We start from the raw sequence: 1,701 nt of genomic DNA, 5'->3' as shown, positions 1-1,701 counted from the left end.
TCCGACGACCACGTCGCCCCCGCCGGGAGTCCCGGCGGGGGCGACGCTGCACTGAGCTCCACGCGAGCGGCGCGGGCGCTCTCGCTCAGCCGCGCTTCGGTGCGAAGGCCCCGATGACGGCCTGCAGCACGGCGAGGATGAGTGCGATCCAGATGAACCACCAGAAGCCGCCGCTCACGTCGACGCCCCAGTCGCCGAACCAGCCCTGGTCGGTGATCCACGTGGTCAGCCAGAGCACGAACGCGTTGATGACCAGGTAGAAGAGGCCCAACGTCAGGATGAGGAGAGGGATCGAGATGATGCTGACGATCGGCTTCACGAAGCTGCTGATGATGGTGAACACCAGCGCCACGCCGAGGATCGCCAGGAGGTAGGTCAGCAGGTTGTCGCCGTCGTACTCGGGCTTGATCTCGAGGTTGGTGAAGATCAGGTCGCTCAGCCACAGCGCCACGGCTGTGACAAGGGTGCGGACGATGAAGTTCATGCGGCCATCGTGGCACGTCAGCCACCCGCAGGGTGGGAAAGAAACGGACACACGACGTGCGCGCCCGGGGCAGGCGGCGGTCCACGGTGCTCGTGCGGGTGGCATCCTTGACGGCTGTGACCACCCCCGCTGACTCGTCGACCGTCCCCCTGCGTGCCGCCGTCGCCGCGCTGCCCCCGTACGTGCCGGGTGCCCGGCCGGCAGAGGGCGCGAAGCTGTGGAAGCTCTCGTCGAACGAGAACCCCTACCCGCCGCTGCCCTCCGTCCTCGAGGCGATCACCCGAGCCGCGGAGGAGACCAACCGGTACCCCGACATGTACGCGACCGAGCTGGTCGAGGCGCTCGCGGCCCACGCCGGCGTCGCGGCCGACCAGGTCGTGGTGGGCAACGGCTCGGTCGCCGTCCTCGCGCACGTGCTGCAGGCCGTCGTGGAGCACGGCGACGAGGTCGTCTTCCCGTGGCGCTCGTTCGAGGCGTACCCGATCGTCGTCGCGGTCGCGGGCGGCACCGCGGTCACCGTGCCGGTGTCCGCCGACGGCCGGCTCGACCTGCCCGCGATGGCGGCCGCCGTCACGCCCCGCACGCGCGTCGTGATGGTCTGCACCCCCAACAACCCCACCGGCCCCGCGGTGCACGCCGACGAGCTCGAGACCCTTCTCGCCGCCGTCCCGCGCGACGTGCTGGTGGTCGTCGACGAGGCGTACCTGGAGTTCGTGCGCGACCCCCAGGCACCCGACGGCGTCGACCTGCTGCGCCGGCACCCGAACGTCGTCCTGCTGCGCACCCTGTCGAAGGCGTACGGGCTGGCCGGCCTCCGCGTCGGGTACGCCGTCGCCGAGCCGCGCCTCGCTTCGGGGATCCGGTCCGTGTCCACCCCGTTCGGCGTCAACCACGTGGCCCAGCGTGCGGCGCTCGCGTCCCTCGAGGACGTGGCACAGGACGAGCTCCGCCGACGGGTCGACGCACTGGTCGCCGAGCGGGACCGCGTCACCGCCGCGCTGCGCGAGCAGGGCTGGGACCTGCCCGAGACGCAGGCCAACTTCGTCTGGTTCCCGCTCGGGGACGACACCCTGGCCCGCGCCGCGGAGGCGACCGCCGCGGGCGTGCTCGTGCGCCCGTTCGCGGGCGACGGCCTGCGCGTGAGCATCGGCGAGGTGGAGGCGAACGACGCGTTCCTCGCCGTCGCCGCCACCTGGCGCCGCTCCTGACGTTGTGGG

The 1,701-nt window shown here is 72.0% G+C and carries 2 protein-coding genes; one reads left to right on the top strand and one right to left on the bottom strand.

Annotation, left to right across the window (positions count from 1 at the left end):
* Window positions 1–85 precede the first annotated feature (85 nt).
* Window positions 86–484 (bottom strand): phage holin family protein, encoded by a 399-nt coding sequence (locus ACFT55_RS20130; protein WP_380245635.1) that lies wholly within the window; start codon window positions 482–484, stop codon window positions 86–88.
* Between the two features lie 116 nt (window positions 485–600).
* Between ACFT55_RS20130 and hisC the strand changes: the two genes are divergently transcribed.
* Window positions 601–1,692, top strand: coding sequence for a histidinol-phosphate transaminase (hisC, locus tag ACFT55_RS20125; RefSeq protein WP_380245633.1), 1,092 nt, complete (start codon window positions 601–603; stop codon window positions 1,690–1,692).
* Window positions 1,693–1,701: the final 9 nt, after the last annotated feature.

It is taken from the genome of Isoptericola sp. NPDC057191 (assembly GCF_042670225.1).
Taxonomy (GTDB): Bacteria; Actinomycetota; Actinomycetes; order Actinomycetales; family Cellulomonadaceae; genus Isoptericola.
The sequence above is the reverse complement of the archived record's forward strand: the minus strand, read 5'-3'. Positions and strand labels throughout refer to the sequence as shown.